The organism is Methanosphaera sp. (assembly GCF_016282985.1).
Taxonomy (GTDB): domain Archaea; phylum Methanobacteriota; class Methanobacteria; order Methanobacteriales; family Methanobacteriaceae; genus Methanosphaera.
This window is the reverse complement of record NZ_JAEELZ010000060.1, coordinates 1-19,631: the sequence shown is the minus strand read 5'-3', so window position 1 is coordinate 19,631 and position 19,631 is coordinate 1. Positions and strand designations below refer to the sequence as shown.

Sequence of the window (19,631 nt, the reverse complement as noted above, 5' to 3'; positions counted from 1 at the left end):
TTTAGAATATTCGGTGGAAATTGGGTTATCTGCAATAAAATATTATTAATTTCGTCATGAATGTTTTGATATTGATCTTTTTCAATTTTATTTATATTAACTTCTTTTAAATAAAATAAAAACGAATATAAATAATTTGAATTATAAAATAATTTTTCAGAAGACAATAATGATAGTAAATTTTTGTATTCTGTAAAATTTAATACTATATCTGTGTTATAATTATCATATGTTCTGTTTTTTTTAAGAAGTGTTAAAGGCATTGAAACAAAATAATTTATTTTTTCTAAAACATTAGCTAGAAATAATATCTCTGATTCTTCAGAATCATCTGAAAAATATATATTATTTTTAGTGATAAATGTTTTTTTAAATATGTTTTTTGATAAAAATAAAGGTAAACCATATTCTTCAGGAAGTATTTGTTCTATTTTGTCAAATTTTTTTACAAAACACAGTTTGTTAAATGTTTTTTCATCATCATAACTATTTAAAGAAAGCATGTCTTCATGGTGATTTAATAAAAAAGATCTTAATAGTGATAATGAATTATTTATAATTATTTCATCAGAATTTAAGAAACAAATGTATTTTCCTGATGCTTTTTCAATGGCAATATTTTTAAAATTAGAATTATCGGTAGGGGAGATAAACTGTATTTTTGTCTCCTTTTTTAGAATTTTAAGATCTTTCCCATTTTGAGGACAATTTTTTAATAAAATTTCGTAATCATTAAAATCTTGAGTAATTGATTCAATACAATTAAATAATTTTTTTAAGTTATTATTCTTTATAGTAACTATAAAAGATATCAATACCACTTTTTCACCAAGATCAGTTTTTTTAAAAGGAAAAAACGAAATTCTAAATTTTTCCTACGGAATATTTCAAAAAGATTTTTAATATTTTATTCTTATTAGTTTACTATCTAAATACAAATTATTACATATTTCTATCAATTAAAATGTAATTTTTTAGTTCATGAATAATAATTCAATTATTTTCTATAATATCTGATTGGGTTATATTATCTTTGTATTGGATAGTGATGGCTGATGAACTTAAATATTCCGTTCAAAAGAATTGTTTAAATTAATTCTTTAGAATTGTATTATTAAATAGCATTATTTTTTGGGTGGTTATATTAATAAATTATTAAAAAGTATATAAAAAAAGTGGATGTTCATATTTCTCTAAAATAATAGAGAAATTAAATGAGGTTATTGTTTATCTTTTAAGATTTTTAACCTCTTCAATGAATAAGTTCAATACTTCCTCTTGCAATCCTTCAACGAATTTTAATTAACCTGCTACTTCGTGTCCTCCACCATCAGCACCGGCTTGTGGAATTTCTTCTTGTATTTTAGTAATTACATTGTTTAAATTAAATTCAAACTCATTTTTAATTACTTCAGTAGCTCTAAGAACTGCAAAGTCTGGTCCATTGGCTAATGTCATTATAGGTTCGTCTTCACTTTTTTCTTGTACTAATTTATCATGTACGTATCCTGTTGTTTTACCTGGTGCAGGATAAGTGAATTTATGAGCATATTTTTCAACATCTAGTCTGTTTAATTGGATTCCATTTTCAAAGTAAACTGTTTCTACATTAGGCATTGCTGCTTTAAGTTGTGTTTCAACACGTTTGTCAGATTCACTCATTAATACATCGAGTAATTCTTCTTGGCGTTCTTTATCTTCTAATCCAAGAATAGTGTTCATTACACCTCTTCCATTCATGAATCTTAAGAAGTAAGCTTCGAAATCAACACATGTAGCAACTTTATCTAAATCTTCACGAGAATAACCTTCTTCTTCAGCAATGGCAAGGTATTGGTCCACTTCATCACATTCTGCATGGTCTCCCACTGCTGCAATACCTGGGAAATGTCTGATTTGAGGTCTTACATCAGGATTTATCATTCCTGCAAGTTCAACAGCTAATGCTCCTGCAGTAAGCTGTGAATCTCCACCCACAAGGTAAGGATTTACATGAATATCTACGTAATCGTCTATTAATGCTCTACCATTTTCCACTTCTCCTGGATAGTGGTGATCTACAACAATAGATTCAATTCCGTAAACTTTTGAATGTCTTAATGCAGCCACATCTTCTTCAGTTGAACCATTATCCAATAATACTAATAATGGTAATTTTTGGCCATGACGTTCAGCATCTTCTAAAGCATAGGATAAATCTTTTACAACATCTTCTAATTCATAGAATGGTGCTTTACTTGGGGAACGTTTAAAGAAGTGCCATTCTGCATCAGCATCATTACTTTCTTCTCTAAGAAGTGGAAGTACTGCCTGTTCTACAGCTACCCCTGCACATATACCATCAGCATCAGCATGATGACGTACAAGGATACTTCTACCATCAAGTATTGCTTTTCTTATAGCTTTTGCAGCTAATGCTAGTTTTGGTCTAAGTAAATCTAATATTTCACTTTCTACCATTACAGAAGTATCTTCAGGTTCTGCTTTTTTATCCATTGCATCAGAAACAATTTTTTTGAAGTTTTCTTCTTCATCATCTTCAAGTTTTTCAATATTTTCAGATTCTATTTGAATCTTTCCACCATGTAATGATACTTCTCCTAAGATTTCTACAACATCTTCAACTTCTAAATCAGGATACATCCTAACTCCTGGTTCGTTGAATGCTGCTGCCCAGGTTACATCGGTCTCATCACGTACGGTAAATATTGTTGGTCCACTTGTTTGCTGAATCTGGATGATTTCACCTTGAATTGCTACGTTTCTTCCAAGATTATCTTCAGAAAGGTCAGCAATTCTTGTTCGTTTAATGTTTCTTTTAACTTTTATAATTTCGTAGTCACTACCATATTTGGTTTTTGAATAGGTTAAATCAACATCCATTTTACCTTTATGTGGTTTGATTTCGGATATTTTAACAACTATCTTATTACCTACTTTTTCTTTAGGATTTCTTGATCTGAGTAAACCGTATACGCTTTTACTAAGACTTACAAAAAATCCATACTTTTCTACTCTGGTAATGACTCCTTCATAATCACTACCTATTTCTAGATCTTCTATTTGACATGAAGGATTTAATACATGCACTACAGGTTTATTACTGTCTTGTGATGTATTTTGATTATTAGTCATATTTAAAACTCCTATTTATATAGAAAAATAATATTTCTAATTTGACAATTTTTTAATAAATTTGTCAGGATATTGTTCTTCTAATAGGCTACGTTTATCTGAATATTCTTTAGCATTTTCCATATCTTTTTCTGAATTTCTAAATAAGGACAATGCTTTGCTTGGATTATTTTTAACATAATTTAATCCATTATAAATATTAACAGTAGCATTTATTTTGTAATCTAGTTCCATGATTGTATAATTAAAGTATTGTACTTGTAATGGTTGGTTATTTTTTATAGATTTATTCAATGCTTGTTCCGTGTTTTCCTTAGCAAAAATGTATTCTTTGTATGATTCATTTATGTGCTGTATTGTCAGTGTATAATTTTTTGAATTTAAATAGCCTACTGCTTGATTATATTCATCATTTGCTTTTTGTATATGTGAATTAATGTATGGTATTTCACTATCTGCTTTATTAATTTCGCTTACATATACATAAGCCATAATGATTATTAATAAAAGAGAAATTGTTCCAATTATTAATTTTTTATTCATATAAAGTATTCCATTATTTTTATAACAATATTTATTTATGTCTTTTTTAGTTTAAATACTATTTTTAAAATAATAATTGCTCATGAAATTCTTTAAAATTTAAAATATCTTAATAATTGTGATTTAAAAAAGAAAAAATAAAGTATAATAATTTATACTTTTATAACTAATTTAAGCTTTAATGAAATTTGTTAATGTGGTTCTACAATCACTATATGCGTCTCTTTCACCAGTAACCAGCATAATTTCTTTAACATCTCTTACAGCTGAAGGTATATCAATTACTAAATTAATTACACCATTGTTAATAGATTTAACATTGCTACCATCGATAGTTAATGTTTTTCCATTAATTTTAACACTAAGTTTGTTAGTACCAACTACATTATTTCCTTTATAATCTTTAATATTACCTTGAATGACTAATTTTTTGGAAGTCATATTTGCTACAACTTTGGTTGTTTCAAATGTAACATTACTTTTTTCAACAGTAAATTTAGCACTATCACAACCGGTTAATGTGTAATCAGGATGTGAATAACAGGCAGTAACTGTATAATACCTTGGAGAGTTATTATAATATCCTGCCATTCCTTTTGGAACGGTGTATTCAAATGTTGCTACACCATTGGTTACTTTAAATTTAATTGCTTCATTTTTACTGTTTTTAAGTGTCTTACCATTAATTTTTAAAACTACAAATGATTTGTCATTGTTGGATGGAGTGGTTATTTTGGTGTTTGGAGTTACATCTGTAAGTTTTACAGTAATTGTAACACTTTCGTATTGTTTTACTTTTGCTGTTGAAAGACTGACTGTTGCTTTTGCACTTCTACGTGAAACAGTTGATACTGCTTTGTTTTTTGAAGAACTTGGGTTGTATGCACTTGAACCACTGTATGATGCAGTAATATTTGCATTGTTAAATGATTTAATGGCAGTTACAGTTAATTTAGCAACTCCATTTTTAACTTGAACTTTAATCACGTTTCCTGCACTATTTTTAATGGTATTTTTATTAAGTTTAAATACAAGATTTCCGCCATTTACATTTTTGCCTGTGATATCTTTAACAGTTGCTGTAAATGTCATGGAATCAAGTATTATTCCATTGGAATTACTTACAGTTACAATAGTGTCAACTTTTTGAACTGGTAAATTATCTTCAAATACGTTGTTGGAGATTGTTGAACCTGTTCCTCCATTGTAGATTGTAGCTGAACATTTTGAAGTGTCAGCGTTTTTATTGTTGGATTTGGTTGCTTGTGCATTATCTCTTATTGCATCCCCATTATAGTTTGCACTATTTGCTATAAAATTATTTTTTGTAATTTGTGTGTTTTTACCGTAATTTGTTATAGCTCCACCAAGATTTTTTGTTGCAACATTACTAGTGAAATTGTTTTCGGTAATAGTACAACCAGGTGCATTATTATAGATAGCTCCACCATTATTAGTTGCTTTATTCTTGGTGAAATCGTTTGCCTTAATAATTTCACCGGTACAAGACCCACCAGAACTTATTGCTCCACCATTATTTCCACTGTTTGAAGTGAAAATATTATTGCTGATTGTTACTTTGGTCGAAGCTTCACTAGCTATTGCTCCACCATTTCCGGATGCAGTGTTTGTATCAAATTTGTTTTTACTAATTGTTGCAGTATTTGCATTATTGTTTACTATTGCTCCACCGTTACTTGATGCTTTATTATTAGTAAAAGTGTTGTCTGAAACAATGGTATTTTTTGCATTTTCGATGTATAATGCTCCGGCAACATTTTTAGCTACATTGTTTGTAAATGTATTTGATTTAACTGTTGCACTATTATTGTTAATGTAAAGTGCACCACATGAACGATTTGCAGTGTTTGAATCAAATTTGTTGTTTTGTACAACTGCATTTGGTCCACGTACATATAAAGCTCCACCATCATTTGTGATGGAGTTTTTGGTAAATTCGTTATTTAAAACTTTTAAACCAGTTCCTTCATCGAATATTGCTCCACCAGTTCTTGTAGCAGTATTCTGAGTAAATTTATTATTGTTTATAGCAACGTTGGAACCAGAAGTAAAAATTGCACCTGAAGTATCTACTGCTTTATTGCTTGTGAAATTGTTGTTGGATATTGTTATATCACTTCCAGGGTTAATAACAATTGCTCCACCAGCTAAAGTTCCTTGATTTCCATTTTCTTTGAAATTGTTGTAGGATATTGTTGATTTTTTAGCGTTATTTATGTAGATTGCTCCTCCTCCACCGGAAGTTGCAATATTTTTTGTAAATACATTGTTTTGGATGGTTGTTCCAGTACTGTCTTTTTCTGCAATAGCACCTGCATTTTTAGCACTGTTTGATGTAAATGTGTTATCAGTAACTTTTATATTTGAACCAGATACTTGGATTGCTCCACCGGTTTCACCACCATTGTTTGATGTAAAAGTATTTTTTGAAATAATGGAACTGTTAACATTGGTATATATTCCACCAGCAGAATTGGTAGCTTTATTTTGGTTGAATTTACTATTTTGAACGGTTAATGAAGTACCACGAGCATATATTGCTGCACCTGTATGTCCAGTGTTAGAATTGAAAGTACATCCATTAACAGTTAGTTTACCATTGTAATCTTCAAAGATTGCTCCACCAACACCTGAATTTTTACCATTAGTAAATATTATGTTATTAACATTTAAATTAGCATTGCCGCCAACATAAATTATTCTATCTTTACTTTGACCATCAAAGGTTATGGTTTGACCACTTTTTCCGGTAATACTATATGTTCCAGCAAGATTAAAAGTTAAAGCACTGGTTAATTTATATGTTCCGCCAGCAACGTTAATATTTCCACCACGTTCCTGTTTTACTTTATTAACTGCTGAAACAAGATCAAACGGACTTGATTCTGTTCCACTATTGGAAGATTTTCCATTAGTTGCAACATAATAAGTAGAACCTGTTGATGTGTTAGTTTTAACATCTTTATTTGTTACAGTTTTTTGAATTTCATTATTCTTTTTAGCAGTTTCTATAGTTTGTGTATCATCAACCACTTTTTGAACTTCAGTAGTATCAATACTTTGAGCATCTGTTATAGCATCAGAATTGTTATCTGCTGCAGAAACTACAGATACTGTTAGACAAATAACTATTAAACTAACAAAAAAGAGTAAAAATCTCTTTTTATTTATCATGAAAATATTCTCCTAAACAAATTTTAGATTTGTCCATATAAAGTTTTTTAATTAATAAATATTAAATTTATCTTTATTTTTATTTTAATTAAAGTAATGATTTTTTTTGAATTATTTTAATCAATTTATCTTTTTTTAGTTTAAATAATTATAATTAAAATTGTTTTATAGTGTTTTTGTTTAGTTATTATATGTTGTTAATATTTTTTTTATATCATTTTTTGATACATTATTAAAATAGTAAAATTTTAAAATATTTTTGGTAAAAATAAAAGATTTGAAAAAAAAGAAAAAAGATGCAGTCGTATAGACAACATCTGTCAATATTTTGAATAACAATAGGATAGTATTATCTGGGAGGATATTGAACATCTATTATAATGTTTTTGTTGCTTTATATAATCGTTCAGAATTATCTTTGTACCAATTGACAGTTTTTTCCATAGCATCTTCAAATGTCCATTTAGGTTTCCAACCTAATTTTTTAGTTTTAGAAGCATCTAATGAATATCTTCTATCGTGACCTAAACGATCTTCAACATGTTCAATTAAAGATTCTGGTTTTCCTAATTTTTCAAGTATTAATTTAGTGATTTCAAGATTATTTTTTTCATTTCCACCACCAATATTGTATACTTCACCAATTTTTCCTTTGTGTAATACAGTATCTACTCCTGCACAGTTATCTTCAACATATATCCAGTCACGAACGTTTTTTCCGTCACCGTAAACCGGTAATTTTTCATCATGTAATGCTTTAAGTATAAATAAAGGTATCAATTTTTCAGGGAATTGTCTAGGACCAAAATTGTTACTACTGCGTGTAATCATTACAGGTATACCATATGTTTTATAGTAAGCATTAACAAGTAAGTCTCCACCTGCTTTACTGGCAGAATAAGGACTTGAAGGATCTATATTATCTGTTTCTTTAAAAGAACCTTCCAATATACTACCATAAACTTCATCAGTTGATATTTGAATATATTTTTCTACATCAAATTTTCTAACTAACTCCAATAAATTTTGAGTACCCAGTACATCAGATTTAACAAATGATGCTGGATCATTGATGGATTTATCCACATGGGTTTCAGCAGCAAAATTTACAACGTAATCAGCATCTTTCATTGCTTCAGAAGCTTTTTTTTCGTCAGCAATATCTCCTTTAATAAAATTTATATTGTCTAAACCTGCAAGATTTTCCATATCTCCTGCATAAGTTAACTTATCAAGAACGGTTATTTCATAATCTTCATATTTATTTGCAACATAATGGACGTAATTGGAACCAATAAAACCAGCTCCACCGGTTATCATAATTTTCATAAAAAATTCCTCCCTATGATTATATATTCAATTTTATCTGTTAGAAATATTTATTTTAATTCTCATTTGTTGATTTTTTCATTAGTTTTTAATTGATTATTAATTTTATGTTCAACTGTTTATGACAGATTGATTTTAAGGAACAAATGAGTTCAATATATAATCAAATATATTTTTACTATATAATTTCCAATATTAAATCTTTATAATATATGTTATGTAATTAAGATAATTTATTTTTTTATATTATTGAATCAAATAAATAATAATGATATCTATATTTTTTCTAAAAAAAGGAAACATTTATTAATACTTTATAACATAAATAGTAATAGGCTAGGTTGGGAGGTTAGTGGTCTCTTGTAAGCTCAAATCCTCTATATGGAGCGACCGAAGTTTTTGGAGAGGCATATTAAATATTTATAGGCCTTTTTTTGTGATGTCGAAGTTTCGCCCCGTAGGATTAGCGGTTATAGGGGTTCAACTGGAGGGTTGAATTTAACTATATTAATTAATTGAACGGGTCAGGTCTGGAAAGAAGCAGCTCTGTTTTAGACAACTGATGTTTACGGATTAGCGGGATGGAGTTATGAAATTAGATCACCTATTCTTATGAGGTATGTCCATCCAATTACGTGCCGCTATAAAACATGATAGTATAGAAATGTTTAAATGTAATAAAAAACATAACATAATATAACTATTTTATAATTGTCGAGATGGCCCAGCCTGGTACGGCGGTGGCCTGCTAAGCCACTGGACAGATGTCCACCCGGGTTCGAATCCCGGTCTCGGCGCTTACTTTATTTTTAATACTATTTTTGTTGATTAACTATTTTTTAGAATAACTTTTTAAATAATTTTTAAGAAATATAATTATATTAATATTCTATTGGAATTAATTATTTGATAGGGGATTATTTTATGCCAAATGAAGTTGAGAAAGAGTTCATATCAAAAGCTAAAAAAGAGATTCTGGAACGAATTAAAAAAGAAACAAAAATGTTGGATGATTTAAAAAAGGAAAAAAACGAATTAATTAACGCCATTGACGGTTATGAAAATTATTATCAAAATTTAAGTCATTTTATTATAGAAAGTATGCAGGAGTTTACTAAAACTGAGGAAGATCTTCCAAAATATTTTAAAAGTCATATTAATGGAACATACCAAGAATATGTTCAAATCCGGTTGGATGCATTAAATGAAATAAAGGCTTTATCAAGATACATTCAACATTGCAAACGTGAAATTAATAACAATAAAAGGACATTAAAATTCTATCGTTCACAGTATTTGGACAGTGATTTCTTTGATGAATGTTTACCTTTGGTGGAAATATATCAAGAAAAAATAGAATTATATGAAGAAAATATTAAACTTACAGATAATACAATAGAAAAACTTCAAAAAATAGCAAAAAAATTAGAAAATTGGGTATAATCACGCAATTTTTTCTAATCTTTTCATTGCTTCAGCTAAATTATCATAACTTTGGGCATAAGATAATCTGATAAATTCTTTTCCTTCTTCTCCGAATGCTCCTCCAGGAACTAAAATGACATCTTCTTTTACAGCTTTTTTAACAAATTCTTCAGGATTATCTGCATGGAAAAATACATAAAACGCTCCATCGGGCATAATACAATCTAAACCCATATCATTTAATGAATTAACTACTAAATCCCGTCTTTTCTTAAATTCATTAGTCATTTCTTTGACACAATCCTGTGAAGAAGTCAATGCCGTGTTACATGCTACTTGTGTTGCAGTATCAATACATGCAACATTATACTGGTGGACTTTAAGAATTTCTTCAATTATGTCTGGATTGGATGCACAATATCCAACTCTAAGACCAGTCATTGCATATGCTTTACTGAATCCATTAATAGTAACGGCATTATCAGTATATGTTTGAAAACTGTAGTGTTTTTTATCATAAATGATTTTTTCATAAATTTCATCGGAAAGTACAATAAATTCCTTATCAGTTGCTAAATCAGATATTGCTTTAATATCTTCTTTTTCCATTACTGCTCCTGTAGGGTTACATGGTGAATTAATGACAATAGCTTTTGTATTCTCTGTCAAAGCATTTTCAACATCTTCAACAGTGGTTTTAAATCCATTTTCACTACTGCTTTTAACAGGTATACTATTTGCTCCGGCCAGACGAACGCATTCGGCATATGATAAAAATCCAGGATCAGGAATCAACACATCATCTTTAGGATCAATTAATGCTTGTATACTTGAATATAATGCTTCACTAGCACCAACAGTTACGATTACATCATCACTTGATACTTTGATGTCATTATCTTTATCTAATTTTTTTGCAATACTTTCACGTAAAACAGGTTCTCCTTTATTTTGTGAATAATGAGTACGATTTTCATCAAGTGCACATTTTAAAGAGTCCAGTATATGCTTTGGTGTATCAAAATCAGGTTCACCTAATGCTAAATTAATAGCAGATGGACTTGCCTGTTCAAACATTTTTCTTACTTGGGATAAATTTATTTTAGAAACTCTTTCAGATCCATAATTCATAATATCATACCTCTAATTTAATTACAACTTCCACAATCATAACATCCATTGCTTTCACACCATGGAGTTATAATTCCATCTTTCACTTTTTCATATTCCTTTTTTAAGAATGATTCTTTAATTCCCACGTCAATTTCATGCCATGGTATATGATAATCATCTTTTAATTTAGACTCATTAATACTATTGGCAAGTTTATACCAATCTTTAAAGGAAACTTTCTTTCCAAGTTTGAGAAGATCATTTAATTCTACACCACTATTTGTAAGAACATACTGGATAGTGGCTTTTTTAAGATTTTCCTGTTTATTTTTAAATCTTAAACGTACACTATACTTTTTAAATCGGTCATATAAAGTATCATAGTCAAAACCCATAAATTGTAATGGTGTGTGTGGTTTAGGAATTAAAGGATTAACACTTGTGGTAATTGCATTATAACGTACACCACGACTGGTAATACTTCTGAGGAAATTCACTAATTCCATAACATCATCATTGGTTTCACCAGGAGTGCCTAAAAGTAAATACATTTTAATTTTTAGTTTTAAATCAGTAGCTCTATCAATTGTTTTATAAATATCTTTATCTGTCATAGGCTTGTTGAGTTTTAATCTTTGTTTATATATGGTTTCGGGGGCGATGGTGATAGTTTTCATACCGCTTGTTTTAAAAATTTCCAGTAATTCATCGGAAATAGATTCAACACGAAGAGAAGGTGTTGCAATCTGAAAATCTTCTTCATATAGTTGCCAACATAGCTCTTCGATTCTGGAGTAATCACTTACAGCTTCACCGATTAATGCAACTTTGTTGTGACCTGTTGCTTGACGAGTTTTAATTGCAGTATCGATAAGAGTATTTAAAGGTACTTCACGTCTTGGTTTATACATGCAGCCACTCATACAGAATCTACAACCTCGAGTACATCCGCGGGAAACTTCCATAAGAAATGCATCTGTACCAAATGCCGGGATAAACTTTTTATTATCTGTTTTGGTTACAATCTGATAAATTGGTCTCCAAGCATCTTTCATATTTTTAACTTGTTGGATTTTAACTTTTTCTCCAGGTTTATAAACACCAGGAATATCTAGAAAATCATAAATATCTTCACGAGGATTATTTGTATCACTTCTAACATCTATGATTTCATCAATAATCATTTCCGCATCTCCAACAACGAACAAATCAACAAAATTAGAAATAGGTAATGGATTAGATGCAGCACAAGGACCACCAGCAATGACTAGGGGATCACTAGGTTTTCTATTTTTACTTTCTAATGGAATATTGCTACGTTTAAGCATATCTATCATATTAAAATAATCTTGTTCAAATTGAAGAGTAAAACCTACAATATCAAAATCTCCTAAATCAGACCTGGTTTCTATACTTTTAGTTTGTGGATATATCACTCGTTCACAGTAGATGTCTTCACGTGCATTAAGATAATCATATATTATTTGATAACCAAGAGAAGACATTGCAACCCTATAAATGTTGGGATAACAGGATGCAAAGCGGGTAATTACCTTACGGGGATTTTTAATAACTGTATTAAATTCTTCAATCATTTTTTTATTCCATTGTTCTGTAATAATATATTGTATTTAATATCATTTATTCTTTAATAACTTTATTTTTTTTAGAAAATTTTTATAATATTATTGATATATTTTCATATATAATATATGGGGATGTATTTTGAATAAGAAATATAAAAAAATAGCAGTAGGTGGAACTTTTGATAAGTTCCACAGGGGACATGAAAAATTATTAAGTACTGCATTTGAAATGGGTGAAGAGGTTCTTATAGGGGTTACATCAGATTCTTTTGCATCAAATAAAATTCACGAAATTGAATCATATTCCATAAGAGTTAATAGAATAGAAAAATTTGTTAGTAAATATAATGTTCCTTATGAAATTAAGGAAATTTTTGATGCTTATGGTACTGCAGATAAAGATTCTAAACTCGATGCTATAGTAGTTAGTCAAGAAACTGAAAAAACTGCTTTAAAGATTAATGAGGAACGTTTTAAAAATAATTTTAAGTTACTGGATATAATTGTAATTGATTGGGTTTTAGCTAATGATGGTATTCCAATTTCTTCAACGCGTATTCGTAAAGGTGAAATTGATACTATAGGTAAAACATTATAATTGACTTAAAATATTTTCTCTTCCTTTTTCAATTACTTCCTGAGTGTGATTGGTGATATCATTAAATGTATTTGTCGTATAGTAAGCAGTTGTAAGAACTATTAAAATTATTGTAGATAATAATAATATTAATTCAGCACTTATTTGTCCGTTATTGTCTGCTATAATTTTCATAATCCTGTTTTATTTGTCAAATTTGACCTTATTTGTTCGGCATCATCTTTTGCACTAAAAGTATTACTATTTGAGAAATAATTTGAGTAAATATTCATAGCAACTAGTGCTATAATGATTACTCCACCAAATAATAGAATATATTCGGCCGCACCTTGTCCATATTCATCTTTAATGATATTAATTTTTACACCTCCTATGTATTACTTAATTAATATTTGGGTAATACTTCAATATAAGTATTACTATAATAAGTAAAAAGTAATACTTTTGAAAAATTATTTAAAATAAATGACATAAATTAATATAAGATTCTTTTTTTAAAAATCAATTCAAATGTGAACTATATATGAAAATATTGATAGCAACTTGTGGTGTTGGCATAGGTCATTCTTCAAGGGATTTGGCATTGGCAAATTATTTGAAGGAATATGGTCACAGTATAGAATTTGCAAGTTATGGTTCAGGACTAAAATACTTAAGAAAATTTAGTTTTAAGACATATACTTTACCAAAAATGAATTTTGAAGGTAAAAATGGTGAAATAGATATAGAAGAATCAATTAAACAATCTAAGGACATACCATTTACTTTTATAAAAAGTATGTATAAAGAATCAAGAATTATTAAAATAGCTAAACCCGATGTAATTTTATGTGATTCACATTATTCAATGCCTATAACAGCTAAATTTCTAAATATTCCTTGTTATGTTATTACAAATGATTTAACTTTTGGATTTTCCAAAAATACTCAAATGAAAAGTATAAAATATTTTGAAAAAAGTATTAGGCGTTTTATAATTGAAATTACTAAAAGTTGTAAAAAAATAATGATTCCTGATATTCCGGGAGTAATTGAAGTTCCAGAAGAATTAAAGAATAAAACTGAATATATTGGACCATTATTACATTATGATTCTGATGAAATTGGGACAAAAGAAGAATTACGTCAAAAATATAACATTGGAATTGATGAAAAAATACTGGTTGTAACAATTGGTGGAAGTAAGTTTGGAAAAATATTAATAAAAAATATTTGTGACATTTCAAAAGATATTAATGCAGATAAAATAATAGTGTTTACAGGACTTGAAGTTGAGTTATCTTCATTCGAAAATAAAGATTCTAAAATTATACTTAATGAATTTACAAATAATTTGGTTGAATGGATGAAATTATCTGATTTAACTATTACTTTGGCCGGTCATACAACCAGTATGGAATTACTGTCAATAAAACAACCAAATATAATGGTTCCCATCTCTAATCATGTAGAACAAGAAAAAAACTCAAAAAGGATGCAAAAAACGGGAATAACTAAAGTTGTAGAAATAAATAATTCAATAAAATTGTTGGAAGTAATAAATGATTCTTTAAACAAGTTAGATACAATAAAAATAAATGATGAATTATACGCAAAGTTCTTATTGTATAATGGTAAAAAGAATGCATTAGATACTATTCAAAATAATATTAATCAAATAAAACATATATACTCATAATTATAACCAAGGTGATTTTAGTGAAAATAGAATATTTTGGACATTCAGCATTTCAAATAACTTCTGAAGAAGGAATGAAAATTTTAATAGATCCATTTATAAGTGGAAACCCGGCATGTACAACAGCTGTGGAAACAATGAATCCGGATGTAATTTTAGTAACTCATGGTCATGTGGACCATTTTGGTGATGCATTAGAAATAGCAAATAACTCTGGTGCAACAGTTATAGCAACACATGAAATAGCAACATTTGTACAAAAACAAGGATTAAATGCTATTGGTATGAATATTGGTGGAACCGTATCAATAAATGATTTAATAAGTGTAACAATGACTGATGCAAGACATTCTTCTGGTATGGACTTTTTAGAAGATATGGAAGAAGGTGGAGTAGCAACAGGATTTGTTATAACCTTAGAAAGCGGTAAAAAAATATATCATGCAGGAGACACAGGGCTCTTTGGTGACATGAAAATGGTTATAGGAGACATTTATCAACCGGATATTTCACTTATACCAATAGGTGATAAATTTACCATGGGAATTGAAGATGCCGCAGTGGCAGCTTCTTGGTTGCAATCAAGAATAGTTATTCCAATGCATTACAATACATTTGATGCAATAGAACAAGATGCAAACTTATTTGCAAAATATGTTGAAGATGAAAGTTTAGGAACATTTACTTTAATCTTACAACCTGGTGAAGAATACGAAGAAGAGTAATTGAAATATTTATATATTAATTAATATAAAGAAATAATTAGATGGAAAGATTTAACAATTAATATCCTATAAAAAAAATATAAGAAAAAGTTTTAGTTAACGGTTTCTTATCTTATCTTTCCGTATTTTTGATTATATTCTCGTATGTCAAGTAAATCACATTTACCACTTGGTAAATTACGTACGATATCATCTACGCCAAATAACTTATTTTTATCAATTATATTTAATATCTCTTTAGAAATACGCTCTTTTTTAGTAAATCCAGGTTTTACAATTACATAATTATCAGTCATTTTATCCAAACACTGAACAGGACCTGCCATAATACGTTTGTCATCATCATATTCAACGATTCCAATAGCGATCAACACAGGAACGTTACGAATAAAATTTTTACGTCCACGAATTACAAAAGAACCTTTTTTAAGAAATTCTCCACTTTGAGGAGTTTTTGAAACCTGATCTAATGTAACCCAGTATGAGTCATAACTGCTAAAACCTTCACTCCATGCACTACTGTAACTGCTTGCAAAACAAGCAGCATCATAAAGTGTACTTTCAGGAATTTCATCATCACTATTATTTTGTACTATTGTAGACGGAGCTCCATGAATATCACAGTGAAGATAAATATCATTATTTTTAGAATATTTTTTCACTACTTGTTCATTACTATTGGCATCTCTTCCACCAATTACAAGATAACCATCACGACTAATAAACCATCTAATTTTCTCGTACCATTTGAGTTCACGTTTTTCTTTAGGTTTTTGTTTTTCTTTCAATTCCTCAATAGCAATTTCTTTTTTACTTTCAAGTTTTGCAATTTCTTTTTTAGTATTTTCAATAGCTTCTTTAACACCGTTAATTTTTCTTTTGGCCTTTTTACCTTTATTGTAATATTTTTCAGCACTTTCGGGGATACCTATATTACTATCAATCTGTACAACAACATCATCAAGTTTAAGGCTAAGTACACCCATTTTGTCAACGGATTCAATCATACTCAGTTCCGGAATATTTCCCTCTTTCTTGGATTTTTTGATGATACTGCCAATTTCTTTCCAGGAATATTTTAATCTGGCGTTTGCAATCACATCAAGAATTCCTTGAATCTCATTATAATGGGCATAAATAGTATCTCCCTTATGTTGTGTTTCATCGATAGTCTTATAAAAACCTTCTAATGATTCTTCTTGCATATTTAGACGTTTTTCAAATTTACCGATACGTTTTGACCAAGCATCCTCCTCTTGACTTTTAATATCGTTAACAATTTTTTTACTGTAAAATTCGTCAGCAGCAATGTTGAAATTATCAAATGGTTTGGATTCATATTCTTTATATTTGTTAAGATTAATAGGAACTAAATCTTTATTTTTAGATTTATCCTCTTTTTCTATGATAATCTGTGGGTTTGGTTCATTTTCAATACGATTGAATAATTCTTTGATTGCATTATCCAGTTCAACAATTTCCTCATCTGTTAAATCTTTTGCAAGTTTGGTTTTTTGAATATTGGTGTAACTAATGATTTCTTCTGCATAAAGACCTCCCAAACCATTCATGGCAATAGTACGAGTAACATCCGCATCAGATGATTTTAAGACGTCTTTGATTTCATCAGGATTGGTATCATTAATATTTATTCCTTTTTCGGGAGGATATTTGTATTCTTCATGTGAAGTAACTTTACGATCCTGCCATTTTCGATGTTTAAGTGGAGATATGATATTTCTATGTTCATCAAGAAGAATAACATTTCCTTTACTAAATAATTCCACAATAAGGGTATATTCTACATTTTTTTGAACGGTTATCTCAATAATTCTATCAAAATTGTGCTGTTTAATTGAAGTGATAGTTCCACCACTAAGGTGTTTTCTTAAAAGCATAGGAAAATTTGGAGGAATGGTTGGATTAGGTTGAGGATAATCAGTTAAGTGTATACGTACACCAGCTTGCATAACTAAATCTTTACGTCCTTCACCAGCTTTCCTAAGTTTTATACGGATAGTATCATAAGTTGGTTGATAAGACTTGTCAATTCTTGTACCTATAATTTCTTCATTTAACTCTTTTACAATCCTATAAATATCCACATTTGACATTGATTTAATAATAAACACCCTCCTAATAACATATGTTTTTGATTAATTATTGAATTTCTCCTTTTTTAAGATGTAATTTTTGTAATGATTATAAATCCCATTTTGCTCTTTTAAAACCATATTTTTCTTGTTCTTCTTCAGACCACCTGTTTTGAACGTATAATAAATCATGTTCCTCCTGAGACTTTTCTTTAAGAGTTGATGTTGATTGCTGTAATTTATGATAAACGATTGCATCAGAAACATGATAAATTTTTTCATTAAGGACAGTACGTACATAATTACAATAAATCATATCTGATCTAAAATGTCTGCCTAATTCTGCATCTAATCCTATGGATTTATTATAAGTCTCTCTTTTAATATAAACACAGAAGAAAGGTGCAAAACTCACTTCTGTAAACTCTCCATTATGGAATAATGGTACATTTATTATATTTTTATGATTTGCAGATAAGTTTACATCACAATCCCTATTTTTTAATGCAAAGGGGACATGAATATTAATTGTTTTAGTATTGGCTGGTAAAACTTGTTGGGGAACAGTTAAACCACAATTATCTAATTCATAAGCTGCTTTTTGTAATAATTGTATAGCATTTTTAGTAATAACTGCATCGTTATTTAATAAAACAATGTCATTGTTTATTTCTGAGATTTCTATACCTTGTGTAACTGCATATGTAAATCCAAGATTTTCTTTGTTAAGTATTAATTTAATTTTACCCTCATTTTTTAATTCAACAAGGTATTTAATTACATTTTCGCTGGAATTATTATCTACTACTATAATTTCAAGCCATGGAGCTTTTAAAGAGAATAAAGACTCCAAACATTCTTTTAAATCATTTAATGATTCATAACTTGGAATGATTACACTTACATTTTTTTTCATATCATAATTAAGAACTTTTGAATTCAATCTATCTTCCTGTTTTTCAATAACAATGGTTGATTGATCTATCAAATCCTGATTACTTGATATGGAATTTTCTGCAATATTAAAGTAATAATTTGATAAAACAAATGGGATAGAATACATTTTACCATTTGTCATATATTTAAGAATTAAATCCCAATCAACAAAGCGACTTAACTTTTCATCAAATCCACCTTCTTTTTCATAAATTTTGCGTGTATGGCTAAAACAATTTAAATCAACATAATTTCTATTCTTTAAAAGACCCTTGTTAATAGTACCATATCTGATGAACTTCAAATTATCTTTATTCTCTTCATATACATATTGTCCAGAATATAATGCATCAGCATCTGGTATGGTTTCAAATGCACCTACTGTTGCTTTTAAATAATCAGGTTCCCAATCATTGTCTGAATCCAGGTACATAATATATTTGCCTTTTGATTCTTTTAATCCGATATTTCGGGATTTGGAAACACCCATATTGGACTTATTTTTTAATAATCGGATACGATCATCTTTGAATTTATTTATAATATTTACAGTATTATCAGTACTGGAATCATCTATAAGTATTAGTTCAAAATTTTTGTAACTTTGATTAAGTACTGAATTAATAGCATTTGAGATATAATTTTCTCGGTTGTATACAGGCATTATAATAGATACTAAAGGCATTTCATTTACCTGATATAATAAATATTTTGCAATATTATTCATTACAGCAAGTATTTTTTTTCTAGATTCTGTTGTTGGAAGTTCTATTTCTGGAGAAATCATTGAATAAGCAAAGAATCTTTCAATATTGTTTTCATAATCAAATTTATTGAATATATGGTCAATTTCATATATTCTTTCATGATCAGGTCCAAGTAACTCGATTTGATGAGTGTTTCCATCAATAAATTCGTTAGGAATTCTGAATTCGAATCCATGATTTCCCTGATTTATATTGTTTGTTTTTAAATCTTCTCTAAAAATATTTGCTGTTAGTGGGTATATTTGATTTTCAATTTTTAGATAAGCATCTATAGTTTTATCATTTCCTATTTCTGCTATCCAACCTTTTATGAGGTTACCTTTTATGTTTGATTGTATTGATCCTTTGATTTTTTGTGCTTGTTTATATTTGGTTTTTGTTATTGGGTTTTTGTTTTTGTCTAGTAGTTGGATTGTGTGTTCTTTTCCGTCTTGGTATTGTGTTGGGATTGTGAATTCGAATCCGTGGTTTCCTTGGTTTATTTTGTTTGTTTTTAGGTCTTCTCTGT

15 protein-coding genes, 1 tRNA gene and 1 other RNA gene are annotated in these 19,631 nt (G+C 28.8%); 6 read left to right on the top strand and 11 right to left on the bottom strand.

The features are described 5' to 3' along the window. From QZZ11_RS03785 to rfbB, 5 genes are all read right to left on the bottom strand, one after another. Window positions 1–821, bottom strand: an 821-nt coding sequence (locus tag QZZ11_RS03785; protein WP_292473744.1) for a glycosyltransferase, incomplete at its 3' end; no start/stop codon positions are given. Window positions 822–1,302: 481 nt separating this feature from the next. Continuing rightward, a complete protein-coding gene (locus QZZ11_RS03780; RefSeq protein WP_292473742.1) occupies window positions 1,303–3,135 on the bottom strand; it encodes an OB-fold nucleic acid binding domain-containing protein in 1,833 nt (610 codons plus the stop codon). Window positions 3,136–3,171: 36 nt separating this feature from the next. Next, complete coding sequence (locus tag QZZ11_RS03775; protein WP_292473740.1) at window positions 3,172–3,678, bottom strand: hypothetical protein; 507 nt, start codon at window positions 3,676–3,678, stop codon at window positions 3,172–3,174. Between the two features lie 171 nt (window positions 3,679–3,849). Continuing rightward, window positions 3,850–6,873 carry a right-handed parallel beta-helix repeat-containing protein gene (locus tag QZZ11_RS03770; protein ID WP_292473738.1) on the bottom strand — a complete coding sequence of 1,008 codons (3,024 nt, stop codon included), beginning with the start codon at window positions 6,871–6,873 and terminating at the stop codon, window positions 3,850–3,852. 375 nt (window positions 6,874–7,248) lie between these two features. Beyond that, window positions 7,249–8,202 carry a dTDP-glucose 4,6-dehydratase gene (gene rfbB, locus QZZ11_RS03765; protein ID WP_292473736.1) on the bottom strand — a complete coding sequence of 318 codons (954 nt, stop codon included), beginning with the start codon at window positions 8,200–8,202 and terminating at the stop codon, window positions 7,249–7,251. Window positions 8,203–8,531: 329 nt separating this feature from the next. Between rfbB and ffs the strand changes: the two genes are divergently transcribed. The 3 genes from ffs (at window position 8,532) to QZZ11_RS03750 (ending at window position 9,645) form a co-directional block, all read left to right on the top strand. Continuing rightward, an RNA gene (ffs, locus tag QZZ11_RS03760) (signal recognition particle sRNA) lies at window positions 8,532–8,846 on the top strand. A gap of 69 nt (window positions 8,847–8,915) precedes the next feature. Then, window positions 8,916–8,999, top strand: a tRNA-Ser gene (locus QZZ11_RS03755). Window positions 9,000–9,126: 127 nt separating this feature from the next. Beyond that, window positions 9,127–9,645 (top strand): hypothetical protein, encoded by a 519-nt coding sequence (locus QZZ11_RS03750; RefSeq protein WP_292473734.1) that lies wholly within the window; start codon window positions 9,127–9,129, stop codon window positions 9,643–9,645. On the opposite strand, the gene QZZ11_RS03745 is transcribed toward QZZ11_RS03750, so the two are convergent. Both QZZ11_RS03745 and QZZ11_RS03740 read right to left on the bottom strand, forming a co-directional pair. Beyond that, a complete protein-coding gene (locus QZZ11_RS03745; RefSeq protein WP_292473732.1) occupies window positions 9,646–10,758 on the bottom strand; it encodes a pyridoxal phosphate-dependent aminotransferase in 1,113 nt (370 codons plus the stop codon). A gap of 17 nt (window positions 10,759–10,775) precedes the next feature. Beyond that, the gene (locus tag QZZ11_RS03740; protein ID WP_292473730.1) at window positions 10,776–12,335 is read right to left on the bottom strand and encodes a radical SAM protein; all 1,560 of its coding nucleotides are present in this window, start codon (window positions 12,333–12,335) and stop codon (window positions 10,776–10,778) included. A gap of 127 nt (window positions 12,336–12,462) precedes the next feature. Here QZZ11_RS03740 and QZZ11_RS03735 point away from each other — a divergent pair, with 127 nt between their 5' ends. Next, a complete protein-coding gene (locus QZZ11_RS03735) occupies window positions 12,463–12,924 on the top strand; it encodes a phosphopantetheine adenylyltransferase (RefSeq protein WP_292473750.1) in 462 nt (153 codons plus the stop codon). On the opposite strand, the gene QZZ11_RS03730 is transcribed toward QZZ11_RS03735, so the two are convergent. Both QZZ11_RS03730 and QZZ11_RS03725 read right to left on the bottom strand, forming a co-directional pair. Beyond that, on the bottom strand, window positions 12,919–13,098 hold the full coding sequence (locus tag QZZ11_RS03730) for a class III signal peptide-containing protein (RefSeq protein WP_292473728.1): 180 nt from the start codon (window positions 13,096–13,098) through the stop codon (window positions 12,919–12,921). The genes QZZ11_RS03735 and QZZ11_RS03730 overlap by 6 nt on opposite strands. After that, on the bottom strand, window positions 13,095–13,274 hold the full coding sequence (locus QZZ11_RS03725) for a class III signal peptide-containing protein (RefSeq protein WP_365952709.1): 180 nt from the start codon (window positions 13,272–13,274) through the stop codon (window positions 13,095–13,097). Before QZZ11_RS03725 ends, QZZ11_RS03730 begins: the two co-directional genes overlap by 4 nt. A gap of 173 nt (window positions 13,275–13,447) precedes the next feature. On the opposite strand from QZZ11_RS03725, the gene QZZ11_RS03720 reads away from it, so the two are divergent. Together QZZ11_RS03720 and QZZ11_RS03715 are read left to right on the top strand one after the other, a co-directional pair. Beyond that, window positions 13,448–14,602 (top strand): glycosyltransferase, encoded by a 1,155-nt coding sequence (locus QZZ11_RS03720; RefSeq protein ID WP_292473726.1) that lies wholly within the window; start codon window positions 13,448–13,450, stop codon window positions 14,600–14,602. 20 nt (window positions 14,603–14,622) lie between these two features. Then, window positions 14,623–15,327, top strand: coding sequence for a metal-dependent hydrolase (locus QZZ11_RS03715; RefSeq protein WP_292473724.1), 705 nt, complete (start codon window positions 14,623–14,625; stop codon window positions 15,325–15,327). A gap of 107 nt (window positions 15,328–15,434) precedes the next feature. Here the strand turns inward: QZZ11_RS03715 and rqcH are convergent, their stop codons facing one another. After that, complete coding sequence (gene rqcH / locus QZZ11_RS03710) at window positions 15,435–17,450, bottom strand: ribosome rescue protein RqcH (RefSeq protein WP_292473746.1); 2,016 nt, start codon at window positions 17,448–17,450, stop codon at window positions 15,435–15,437. A gap of 79 nt (window positions 17,451–17,529) precedes the next feature. Next, a partial coding sequence (locus QZZ11_RS03705) for a glycosyltransferase (RefSeq protein WP_292473721.1) occupies window positions 17,530–19,631 on the bottom strand: 2,102 nt, incomplete at its 5' end.

Excerpts from the sequence above, each read along its gene's own strand:
- QZZ11_RS03740 (WP_292473730.1), bottom strand. The coding sequence starts at position 12,335 with ATGATTGAAGAATTTAATACAGTTATTAAAAATCCCCGTAAGGTAATT.
- rfbB (WP_292473736.1), bottom strand. The coding sequence starts at position 8,202 with ATGAAAATTATGATAACCGGTGGAGCTGGTTTTATTGGTTCCAATTAC.
- QZZ11_RS03780 (WP_292473742.1), bottom strand. The coding sequence starts at position 3,135 with ATGACTAATAATCAAAATACATCACAAGACAGTAATAAACCTGTAGTG.
- QZZ11_RS03775 (WP_292473740.1), bottom strand. The coding sequence starts at position 3,678 with ATGAATAAAAAATTAATAATTGGAACAATTTCTCTTTTATTAATAATC.
- QZZ11_RS03770 (WP_292473738.1), bottom strand. The coding sequence starts at position 6,873 with ATGATAAATAAAAAGAGATTTTTACTCTTTTTTGTTAGTTTAATAGTT.
- QZZ11_RS03750 (WP_292473734.1), top strand. The coding sequence starts at position 9,127 with ATGCCAAATGAAGTTGAGAAAGAGTTCATATCAAAAGCTAAAAAAGAG.
- QZZ11_RS03730 (WP_292473728.1), bottom strand. The coding sequence starts at position 13,098 with ATGAAAATTATAGCAGACAATAACGGACAAATAAGTGCTGAATTAATA.
- QZZ11_RS03720 (WP_292473726.1), top strand. The coding sequence starts at position 13,448 with ATGAAAATATTGATAGCAACTTGTGGTGTTGGCATAGGTCATTCTTCA.
- QZZ11_RS03745 (WP_292473732.1), bottom strand. The coding sequence starts at position 10,758 with ATGAATTATGGATCTGAAAGAGTTTCTAAAATAAATTTATCCCAAGTA.